This window comes from Streptomyces sp. NPDC006265 (assembly GCF_040613555.1).
Taxonomy (GTDB): Bacteria; Actinomycetota; Actinomycetes; order Streptomycetales; family Streptomycetaceae; genus Streptomyces.
In genome coordinates this window covers 1-9209 of sequence record NZ_JBEXSH010000312.1, presented here as the reverse complement: position 1 = coordinate 9209, position 9209 = coordinate 1, and the positions used below count along the sequence as shown (strand labels likewise).

The 9209-nt window shown below is 71.8% G+C and carries 11 protein-coding genes; 8 read left to right on the top strand and 3 right to left on the bottom strand.

Translation table 11 applies throughout. The features are described 5' to 3' along the window. The first annotated feature begins 50 nt into the window (after window positions 1–50). Together dapD and ABZ281_RS24110 are read left to right on the top strand one after the other, a co-directional pair. Window positions 51–1055, top strand: coding sequence for a 2,3,4,5-tetrahydropyridine-2,6-dicarboxylate N-succinyltransferase (gene dapD, locus ABZ281_RS24115; protein WP_356658561.1), 1005 nt, complete (start codon window positions 51–53; stop codon window positions 1053–1055). A gap of 604 nt (window positions 1056–1659) precedes the next feature. Next, a complete protein-coding gene (locus ABZ281_RS24110) occupies window positions 1660–1857 on the top strand; it encodes a hypothetical protein (RefSeq protein WP_356658559.1) in 198 nt (65 codons plus the stop codon). A gap of 7 nt (window positions 1858–1864) precedes the next feature. On the opposite strand, the gene dapA is transcribed toward ABZ281_RS24110, so the two are convergent. Next, window positions 1865–2764: a 4-hydroxy-tetrahydrodipicolinate synthase gene (gene dapA, locus ABZ281_RS24105; RefSeq protein ID WP_356658557.1), complete on the bottom strand. Its 900-nt coding sequence runs from the start codon at window positions 2762–2764 to the stop codon at window positions 1865–1867. Window positions 2765–2933: 169 nt separating this feature from the next. On the opposite strand from dapA, the gene ABZ281_RS24100 reads away from it, so the two are divergent. The 5 genes from ABZ281_RS24100 to ABZ281_RS24080 all read left to right on the top strand — a co-directional run bounded on the left by ABZ281_RS24100 (window position 2934) and on the right by ABZ281_RS24080 (window position 6524). Beyond that, window positions 2934–3353, top strand: coding sequence for a phage holin family protein (locus ABZ281_RS24100; RefSeq protein WP_356658555.1), 420 nt, complete (start codon window positions 2934–2936; stop codon window positions 3351–3353). Beyond that, window positions 3350–3715 carry a DUF3618 domain-containing protein gene (locus tag ABZ281_RS24095; protein WP_356658553.1) on the top strand — a complete coding sequence of 122 codons (366 nt, stop codon included), beginning with the start codon at window positions 3350–3352 and terminating at the stop codon, window positions 3713–3715. Before ABZ281_RS24100 ends, ABZ281_RS24095 begins: the two co-directional genes overlap by 4 nt. A gap of 431 nt (window positions 3716–4146) precedes the next feature. Beyond that, window positions 4147–4380: a hypothetical protein gene (locus tag ABZ281_RS24090; protein ID WP_356658563.1), complete on the top strand. Its 234-nt coding sequence runs from the start codon at window positions 4147–4149 to the stop codon at window positions 4378–4380. Window positions 4381–4494: 114 nt separating this feature from the next. Continuing rightward, window positions 4495–5787, top strand: a complete 1293-nt coding sequence (locus ABZ281_RS24085) for a PspC domain-containing protein (protein WP_356658551.1) — start codon at window positions 4495–4497, stop codon at window positions 5785–5787. Beyond that, entirely contained in the window at window positions 5784–6524 is a 741-nt protein-coding gene (locus tag ABZ281_RS24080; protein ID WP_356658549.1) for a response regulator transcription factor, read from the top strand. The genes ABZ281_RS24085 and ABZ281_RS24080 overlap by 4 nt, the downstream gene beginning before the upstream one ends. A gap of 9 nt (window positions 6525–6533) precedes the next feature. On the opposite strand, the gene ABZ281_RS24075 is transcribed toward ABZ281_RS24080, so the two are convergent. After that, window positions 6534–7592, bottom strand: a complete 1059-nt coding sequence (locus ABZ281_RS24075) for an NlpC/P60 family protein (protein ID WP_356658547.1) — start codon at window positions 7590–7592, stop codon at window positions 6534–6536. Window positions 7593–8006: 414 nt separating this feature from the next. Between ABZ281_RS24075 and ABZ281_RS24070 the strand changes: the two genes are divergently transcribed. After that, the gene (locus ABZ281_RS24070; protein WP_356658545.1) at window positions 8007–8360 is read left to right on the top strand and encodes a hypothetical protein; all 354 of its coding nucleotides are present in this window, start codon (window positions 8007–8009) and stop codon (window positions 8358–8360) included. Here ABZ281_RS24070 and ABZ281_RS24065 read toward each other — a convergent pair. Next, window positions 8338–9209 (bottom strand): hypothetical protein (locus ABZ281_RS24065; RefSeq protein WP_356658543.1); only part of this gene is annotated, 872 nt, incomplete at its 5' end. The genes ABZ281_RS24070 and ABZ281_RS24065 overlap by 23 nt on opposite strands.

The window sequence follows — 9209 nt, the reverse complement described above, 5'->3', positions numbered from 1 at the left end:
GTCGAAGCGGACGAAATGCTCGAGCGACACGGACGGAGCTGGCGCCGGCCATGAAGATAGACCTCACGGCCGACACGACTGCTCCTCGCACCACCGGCGCGGTGGCCGCCGGCCTCGCCACGATCGCCGCCGACGGCACCGTTCTCGACACCTGGTTCCCCGCGCCCGAGCTGGCCGACCAGCCCGGCCCGTCCGGCACCGAGCGGCTGTCCGCCGAGCGTGCCGCGGAGCTGCTCGGCGGCGGCGCGACCGCGGCGACCGGCCCGGACGCCCGCCGGGGCGTCGAGGTGGTCGCGGTCCGCACGGTCATCGCCTCGCTCGACGAGAAGCCGATCGACGCACACGACGCCTACCTGCGCCTGCACCTGCTCTCCCACCGCCTGGTCAAGCCGCACGGGCAGAGCCTGGACGGCATCTTCGGCTTCCTCGCCAACGTCGCCTGGACCTCGCTCGGCCCGGTCGCCGTCGACGACCTCGAGAAGGTGCGGCTCAACGCCCGTGCCGAGGGCCTGCACCTGCAGGTGACCTCCGTCGACAAGTTCCCGCGCATGACGGATTACGTGGCCCCCAAGGGCGTCCGGATCGCCGACGCCGACCGGGTCCGCCTCGGCGCCCACCTCGCCGAGGGCACCACCGTCATGCACGAGGGTTTCGTCAACTTCAACGCCGGCACGCTCGGCACCTCGATGGTCGAGGGCCGCATCTCCGCCGGTGTGGTCATCGGCGACGGCTCGGACATCGGCGGCGGCGCCTCCACGATGGGCACCCTCTCCGGCGGTGGCAACGTCATCATCTCCATCGGCGAGCGCTGCCTGATCGGCGCCGAGGCGGGCGTCGGCATCGCCCTCGGCGACGAGTGCGTCGTCGAGGCCGGCCTCTACGTCACCGCCGGCACCCGCGTCACCATGCCCGACGGCCAGATCGTCAAGGCCCGCGAGCTGTCCGGAGCCTCCAACATCCTCTTCCGCCGCAACTCGGTCACCGGCACGGTCGAGGCCCGGCCGAACAACGCGGTGTGGGGCGGCCTGAACGAGATCCTCCACAGCCACAACTGACGGCTCCGGGCCTTCCCGTACGGATGACCCGGCGTGACCTCGCGGTGGTTTTGGCAGACGTGAAGCGCATCGGGCTGCTCGATCTGGCGAGCGGACAGGTCAAGCGGTGGATCCCGGTCGACCGGCCGGTGGCGGGGGTGGAGTTTTCTCCACCGACGGCAGGAAGGTCGTCGCGACGACGTACAGCAAGAACCCCGACCGACGGGTGAAGATCGAGGGGTCGGAGGGATCGGACGCCCCGTTCATGGAGTCGGACCGGACCGGGTTCCACGTCATCGACGTGGCCTCGGGGAGCAGTTCCTGGGCCGGGGTGGAGGTAGGCGGGGGCGCGCACACAACCCCGACGCGTTCCTCAACTCCGACAGGACTTCGCGTTCACCCGCGACGGCCGTCTCGCCTGGTCCGGGGTGCCCACCGAACCCGGCGAGAAGTTCTACGACTTCACCGGCAAGGAAGTCCCCGCGCCCGCGCTGGAACGGTACCGGGACTGGACCGTGGACGCGGGGGTGTCGCCGGACGGGCAGCTGGGCGCCGGCCATTTCGCGGGGCGGAAGTGGAAGACGTCGTCCTTCGTCCTCGACGCCCGCACCGGAAGCAGCGTGAGGTGCGCGGGCGGCAGCTGCTCGCCTGGGCGGACGGCAACTCGCTCGTCGCCTGGGACATCGGTGGGGACGGCAACCAGTTCCACCAGCGGCTGGTACTGGTGACCATCGGCGGTGAGAAGACGGTCCCGCTCAGCGACTTCCGGTCGCCCAAGGACAACACCAAGGGGCGGTGGGAGCCGGTGTTCGCGGAGCGGTGATCAGTGATCACATGCTGATCAGAGCCTCGTGGAGCGAGAGCAGTGCGCCGGTCGTTCTGCGGCCGGCGGGCTGAAGGGGCCTGCGGACCGGGCCTGCGGGGAGGGCCAGTTCGCCGAGGAGCGCCTTGATCGTGACGGCGCCCGGCAGGCCCGCCGACATGGTCGCCTCGATGAGGGGGGTGGCCTGCTGCTGGAGGCGCGCCGCCCGGGCCGTGTCACCCGCGTCGAACACGCCCAGGACTGCTCGGAGGTGGGCCGGGATCACGTTCGCGACCGTGCTGACGTACCCGGTGCCGCCCACGGCGTACAGCGCGAGGTTGTGCTCGTCGCAGCCCGCGTAGTACGCCAGGGCCGTGCGGGCCAGTACCTTCTGGGCGCCCAGGAAGTCCTGGGAGCAGTCCTTGACGGCGACGATCCTGGGGTGGTCGGCGAGGCGGAGGAGTGTCTCCGGTTCGATGCGGGTGCCGGTGCGGGCCGGGATGTCGTAGAGCATGAGCGGAAGTTCGGACGCGTCCGCGATCTCCCGGAAGTGGGCCTCGATCGCGTCCTGCGGGGGCCTGCTGTAGTACGGCGACACCACCAACAGGCCGTCGGCGCCCGCCTTCTCGGCCTCCCGGGCCAGTTCTGCGGTGTGCCGGGTGTCGGGGGTGCCGATGCCGGTGACGACCTTCGCCCGGTCGCCCACCGCCTCCTTGACCGCAGCGACGAGGGCCGACTTCTCGGCGTCCGTGGTGGTGGGGGACTCGCCCGTCGTGCCGGAGAGGACCAGGCCGTCGCAGCCGTTCGCCACCAGGTGGGTGGCGAGGTGCTGGGCACCGTCGAGGTCGAGGGTTCCGGACGGGGTGAACGGGGTGATCATGGCGCAGAGGGTGCGGCCGAGGAGTGGTGTGGGTGGCGGTGTGGTCATGGGGGTAGTCTCGGCCCCGTAATTGTGTAGCTCCACTTAATTCTGCTACCAAGCATTGATAAGTAATGCTTCATCGTCTGCTTCGCGCTGCGCACGGTCGTCTCGGCTGGGGTAGCTGCGGGGCCGTCCGGGTACCCGGGTGGTCCTGACTTCGGGAGGAGGCGGAACCGTGACCGGGACCATGGATCATCGGGCCGTGCACGACGAGCGCCGCTCCGTGGGCGAGCTCGTCGGGCAGGCCACGGAGCAGCTCTCCACGCTCATGCGGCAGGAAGTGGCACTCGCCAAGGAGGAGCTGGCCGAGAAGGGGCGGCGTGCGGGGCGCGGTGGCGGGCTACTCGGGGCGGCGGGCGCCGTCGCGTACGCCGGGCTGCTCGTTCTGTCCGGTGCGGGTGTCGCCGCGCTCTCGCTGGTGCTGCCGGTGTGGGCCGCGGCGCTGATCGTGACGGGGGTGCTGTTCGTGATCGCGGCTGTGCTGGCGGCTACCGGGCGGCGGCAGCTGCGGCGGGCCGCGCCGCCTACGCCCGAGCAGGCTCTCGGGAGTGTCAGGGCGGACGTGGAGGAGATCAAGGAGAGGGCACATCGATGACGGACGCGACGGGTGGGGCGAAGGGTCCCGATGAACTGCGGCGGCAGATCGAGCGGACCCGCAGTGAACTCGGCAACACGGTGGAGGAGCTGGCGGGAAAGGCCGATGTGAAGGGGCGTGCGCGGGCACGGGCGGCTGATTTGCGGGACAAGGCCGGGGCGATGACGGTGCAGTTGCGGAGCAGCGCCGCGCAGGCGGGGCACACCGTGCACGACAGGGCGACGCATGCGGGGCCCCGGCCGGTGCGGACCGTTGTCCAGGCCGGGATGCGGCATCCGAAGCCGGTGCTGGTGGCTGGGGCGGCGGGGGCCGTGCTGGCTGTCGGGGTGGTGCGGTGGAGGCATGCGCACGGGCATCGCTGAGTGGGATGCCCGTGTGGTGGGTGGAGGTGCGTGCTCGCTGCGCCGTCGCGTGGGGTGTGGGTCGGGGGCGCGCCGGGGGGTGTCTCTATGTCCTTGGTCAAGCCTGTGCTGGTCATGCTGCGGTCGCTTCGGGGACGCGTGATTCGTAGAAGGCGCCGTCCCGGCGCATGGCGAACAGGACGCTGATGCGGTCGGTGGCGGCCTCGGTGTCGGGGCCGTTCGCGCGCATCCACGTTATGCAGACCTGCCGCCGACGGACGGCTGGGCATTGCGCCCGGCCAGGCGGTGGTCGGGCCTCTGATCAGCGTCTCCGACGGCACCCCTCGGGCCCGGTGACACCACCCCCCGGTCATTCGTTCGACAGGGGGCAACAGTCATGCCGGGCCCGGAGGCCAGCGGTCCTCTTGCAGGACCGCGAAGAAGACAACGGGGTGTCCGTCCTCGGAACGGCGAAGGCCCTGGACGACGACCCGGAGGGGCACGCGGGACTGGTTTCCGCGCACTTCCATCTGAGTACGGATGGCGGGCACGTACTGAACTACGCGGAGTGGCCCAGTGCCGACGCCTATGACCGGGCGCTGGCCGCCCCGTCGAGCGAGGTGTGGGTCCATGGTGACGGGCCCGGAGCCCCGACGGGAGTCGGAACGACCCTGGCCGGACCCTGATATCGGCCCTGAGAGGCGGCTCGGGAAGCGTTCGAGGGCGGTCCGCGGAGATCAGGGGAGCTCTAGGGGTCGACCCTGATGCTCCGGCCTCCCGCACATGTGACCATCGATGGCATGTCGGAAGCCGCAGCAGCGCCACTCGCCGAACCGCGGCCGCCGCGCAGGCTCTACCGCAGCAGTGACGGACGCTGGCTCGGGGGCGTGGCGCGGGGCCTCGCCGGGCATCTCGGGCTGCCCGTGATCTGGGTGCGGCTGGTCTTCGTCGGTCTGTTCATGGCCGACGGTCTCGGCGCGCTGCTGTACGCCGCGTTCTGGTTCTTCGTCCCGCTCGGCGTCGGCGGTGTCGAGGCGCAGAGGCCGTCGTCCCCCCTGACCTCGGAGACCTCGTCCGACGGTCGCCGCAGGCTCGTCGCGCGCAGACCCGACAAGGGCCAGATCGTGGCCCTGCTCCTCATGGTCGTGGTGGCCATGGTCTTCGTGGGCAATGTCAACCTGAGCGGCGGAGCCAGGGCGTACCTCTGGCCGATGGTGTTCGTCGGCGCGGGCGTCGCCCTGGTCTGGCGGCAGGCGGACAACGCCCGCCGGGCCCGCTGGGCCGAGGTCGGCCGCCGCAGGCGCACGGTCACGCTGCTGCGCTCGGTGGGCGGTGTGCTGCTGGTGACGGCCGGCGTCTCCGGCATCTTCGTCCTCCAGGGGTCGGCGGCCCACCTCGGATCCGTCCTGCAGGCGGCCCTCGCCGTCCTCGTCGGGATAACGCTGCTCGCCGGGCCCTATCTGGTGCGCGTGACGCAGGATCTCTCCGAGGAGCGCCTGATGCGCATCCGTGCCCAGGAGCGCGCGGAGGTCGCCGCCCATGTGCACGACTCGGTGCTGCACACCCTCACCCTGATACAGCGCAACGCGGAGAACGCGAACGAGGTCCGCCGCCTGGCCCGCGCCCAGGAGCGCGACCTGCGCACCTGGCTCTACAAGCCCGAGGGCACCGGCAAGGACGAGGCCGATGAGCCCACCACCCTCGCCGACGCCGTCCGGCGCAACGCGGCCGAGGTGGAGGACAAGCACGGCGTGCCCATCGAGGTCGTGGTCGTGGGCGACTGCCCGCTCGACGAGAGGATCTCCGCGCAGATGCAGGCCGCACGGGAAGCAATGGTGAACGCCGCCAAGTACGGTGGCGAGGGCGGCGCCGTACAGGTCTTCGCCGAGGTCGAGGGGAAGACGGTCTTCGTGTCCGTCCGGGACCGCGGCCCCGGCTTCGACCTCGGCTCGATACCCGCCGACCGGATGGGTGTCAGAGAATCGATCATCGGCCGCATGGAGCGCAACGGCGGTACGGCGCGGCTGCGCGCGGTACCGGACGGCGGCACGGAGGTCGAGCTGGAGATGGAGAGGGCGGAGAAGACGTCATGAGCGACCCGACCGAGGCGAACGGTACGGCGGGATCGGCGGAGGCGGCCGCGCCCGCGGAGGCGGGCGGCGGCCCCGGGCGTCACGTACGCGTGGTCCTCGTGGACGACCACCGCATGTTCCGCACGGGGGTCCAGGCCGAGATCGGGCAGACCGAGCAGACCGGAGTCGAGGTCGTCGGCGAGGCCGCGGACGTCGACCAGGCGGTCACGGTCATCACCGCGACCCGGCCCGAGGTGGTCCTCCTCGACGTCCACCTGCCGGGCGGGGGCGGCGTGGAAGTGCTGCGCCGCTGTGCCCCGTTGATGGGCGACACCGAGCAGCCGGTCCGCTTCCTCGCGCTGTCCGTGTCGGACGCGGCGGAGGACGTGATCGGCGTGATCCGCGGCGGGGCCCGCGGGTACGTCACCAAGACGATCACCGGCACGGACCTGGTGAACTCCGTCTTCCGCGTCCAGGAGGGCGACGCGGTCTTCTCCCCGCGGCTGGCCGGTTTCGTCCTGGACGCCTTCGCCTCCACGGACGCGCCGCCGGTCGACGAGGACCTGGACCGCCTGACCCAGCGCGAGCGCGAGGTACTGCGGCTCATCGCGCGGGGCTACGCGTACAAGGAGATCGCCAAACAGCTGTACATCTCGGTGAAGACGGTCGAGTCGCACGTCTCGGCGGTGCTGCGCAAGCTCCAGCTGTCGAACCGGCACGAGCTGACGCGCTGGGCGACGGCTCGCCGGCTGGTCTGACGTCGGCGCTCACACCACCCGGGTCGCCCCGGCGAACGGCATCTCGTCCAGCGGGGCGACGCGCACCGGCGCGGAGGGGTTCGGCGCGTGGATCATCCGCCCGTTGCCGACATAGATGCCGACGTGGCTGATGCCGGTGTAGAAGAAGACCAGGTCGCCCGGGAGGAGTTCGGAGCGGGACACGCGGCGGCCCGCGGCGATCTGGGAGTACGTCGTGCGGGGCAGGGAGACGCCCGCGGCGCGGTACGCGGCCTGGACGAGGCCCGAGCAGTCGAAGGCGTTCGGGCCGGTGGCGCCCCAGACGTAGGGGCTGCCGAGCTTCTGGTAGGCGTAGGACACGGCTGAGGCGGCGCGGGAATCGGGTGCCCGGGTCGAGGCGGAGCCGGGGGCGGCGAGGGTGTCCCGGGCGCCCGTCGAGCGGGAGGCGCGGTCGGGCGATGCGCCCGGCCGGGAACGTTCCTGCACGCCGAGCCGGGACAGCAGCTGCCGTGCCGAGCCCAGCTTGCCGGTGATCGTCTTCTTGTGCTGCTTCAGCTCCGTCTGCCGCGACTTCAGCGAGGTCAGCTCGATGTGGGCGGCCCCGCGCAGCTGCTCGATCTCCCGCAGCTGCTTGCGTACGCCCGCGACGGCTGCGTTCTGCCGGTTGCCGGCCCGCTCCACGAACTCGGCGTTCTCGAGATACCGGTCGGGATCGTCGGACAGGGCGAGCTGCACCGCGGGGTCGAGGCCCCCGGCGCGGTACTGCGCGGCGGCGACCGAACCCAGGGCGTCTCGGGCGGAGTTGAGCCGCTCCTCCTTGCGCGCCGCCTGGTCCTGGAGGTCTTTGAGCCGCTGCCCGGCCGCGTCGGCCTTCTCCTTCGCGCCGTTGTACTTCTCGGTGGCGACCTCCGCCTCCTGGTACAGCTCGTCCACCTTGGCCTTGACCTGGGCGGGACTGATCTGTGGTTCGGCGTGTCCGGTGCCGTCGAAGCCCGTCGCCGTCGCCGCGCCCGCGAGGGCGATCGTGGCGGCCGTACGGGCCTTGCTGCCACCCGTCGAGCGCTGTCGGGGCTTGCGGTGCGCTGCCACCTGGAGGCCACGTCCTTTCCTCGACCGCCGGGGGGTGTGCGGCCGCCGGGGGGAGCGGACGGGCGGCCTGCGCGTCCGGCGACGGCCCGCACAGGGGGAGCGGATCGCCGCCGGACTTTCGGCGGTGGTGTCCGACTGCCGCCCCTGGCCCGGGCGGCGGTGGGGAGCCGGGCACCTGGTGGAGGACGCTAAGCGTCGCCGTGCCGGGCCGGTGGCGGGTGTGCGGAAGTGACGTGAGAGGACCGGCGGTGACCGTATGCGACCGCGCTCCCGCCGTGGCGTCGCCCGCTTCACTCAGCGTGATGACCGATGCGTCGAATTCCGAGCGAGTGACCGTGATCGGGTGCTATGGGGGGCATACATCAGTGGGCCGGCGTCGGGTGCCCCAGGAACGCCTGATTAGGCTCCGGCCTCATGGACGTACTCATCCACCTCTTCGTCGGCCTCCACATCATCGGCATCGCCTCGCTCCTCGGTGGCTTCCTCACCCAGATGAAGGCGATGGGCGAGGGTATCGCCCGCTTCACCCCCGCGATGCTGCACGGCGCCCTCACGATGCTGGCCACCGGTGTGATCCTGGTCGGCCTCAACCAGGCCGACGACCAGTCCGTGAACAACATCAAGATCGGCGTGAAGCTGGCCCTGCTGATCGTGATCCTCGGCCTGGTCTACGTGAAGCGCGACGACGAGAAGGTGGACAAGGGCCTCTTCGGCCTGGTGGGTCTGCTGACCACGGCGAACATCTTCATCGCCGTGCTCTGGACCTGATCCGGGAACGCCGGGCGCCGGTCCGGGCGGCGGCGAGAGCCCAGGCGGTGCACCCGAGCCAGGCGGCCACCGCGATCCACAGCAGCACCTCTCCCGCGGCGTCGAGCCAGGCGACGTCGAGCGCGGCGGTGACCGCCAGGGCGGCCGTGGCGGTCACGCCCGCGGTGAACACGGTCGCCCAGCGCCGCACGTCGTAGTGGTGCCGGGGCCAGAAGAGCTCGGCGAGGAGCAGGGCGACGCAGGCGATCAGCGCGAGCACGAGCAGCGTGACGGTCGTCGTGCGCAGGGAGCTGGTGTTCTCCTCGTTCCACAGGTACAGGCGCGGGCTGTCGGCGCTGAGGAGTTTCGCCCCGGCCAGGGAGGAGACGGCGAGGGCGCCGGCCGCGAGCCAGTGGTCCCCGCGCCCCTCCTCCACCTGCCGGGGCTGGAAGCGGAACAGGGCGAAGCAGTAGAGGGCGAGTCCCAGCCAGAACAGCACCAGGGCCGCGTGGGCGAGCCAGGCCACCGCATCGGCCGCGGCGAGCGTGGCGCCGAGCACGGCGAGCCCTTCGGTGGCCACGCAGCGCAGGAACACCGTCCCGCGCCGCCCCTTGGCCTCCACGGTGAGCAGCACAGCCCAAAGCAGCATGGCGAGCGCCAGCAGCGCCTCGGCGAGGGGTTGCCGGCCGGCCGCGGAGAAGCCGGTGCCGAGGACGGCGGTCGCGGCCACTGCGGTGAGCACGGCCGGCGTCTCCGCCCGCCACTCGCCGTGCCTCCGCTGGGCGAGGCCCGCGGCCGCCACCAGCCAGGCCGCGCAGGCCAGGGCGAGAGCGATGCGGGAGAGGACCGCGTACCCCGCGGAGTCGAGTC